At 64.3% G+C, this 635-nt stretch carries 1 protein-coding gene; it reads left to right on the top strand.

All coding sequences use genetic code 11. The features are described 5' to 3' along the window. Window positions 1-635 (top strand): benzoate/H(+) symporter BenE family transporter (locus AHiyo1_RS26925; protein ID WP_253257369.1); only part of this gene is annotated, 635 nt, incomplete at both ends.

Below are 635 nucleotides of genomic sequence, written 5' to 3' on the forward strand. Positions count from 1 at the left end.
GTGTACTGATTGCCTTGACCGGGCTCATTCCGGCGCTTGGCAAGCTAATGGCGAAGATTCCCACGGCCCTCGCCCAGGCGATGCTGGCCGGAGTGCTTTTGTCCCTCTGCCTTGCCCCGTTCAAAGCCTTGGGCACCGCTCCCCTCTTGGTGGCTCCGGTGATCCTCTGCTGGCTGGTCATGATGAAGCTGGCACCCCGCTGGTCGGTCCCTGCCGCATTGTTGGTGGCACTCGCAGTCATCGGAATCTACATCGTGGTCAACGGCGTGGATATTCCTGTGAACCGACTGTTGCCTGAGTTGCAGTGGACCACCCCTGCTTTCACTCCCACCACAGTGGCCGGCATCGCCCTGCCGTTGTTCATTGTCACCATGGCTTCCCAGAACATTCCGGGGGTGGCCGTGCTGAAGTCCTTCGGGTACACCGTCCCGTGGCGCCAGTCGATGCTGGTGACCGGCGCAGGGACCGCACTGGGGGCTCCCTTTGGCGGGCATGCGATCAACTTGGCGGCGTTGAGCGCTGCCCTGGCGGCAGGGGAAGAAGCAGGTGCGGACCGGGGCCGGCGCTGGATCGCGGCCTTCACGTCAGGCCTGGCCTACCTCATGCTGGCAGCCTTCTCCGCCGCGTTGGTGACC

The sequence above is a fragment of the Arthrobacter sp. Hiyo1 genome (assembly GCF_001263615.2).
Lineage (GTDB): Bacteria > Actinomycetota > Actinomycetes > Actinomycetales > Micrococcaceae > Arthrobacter.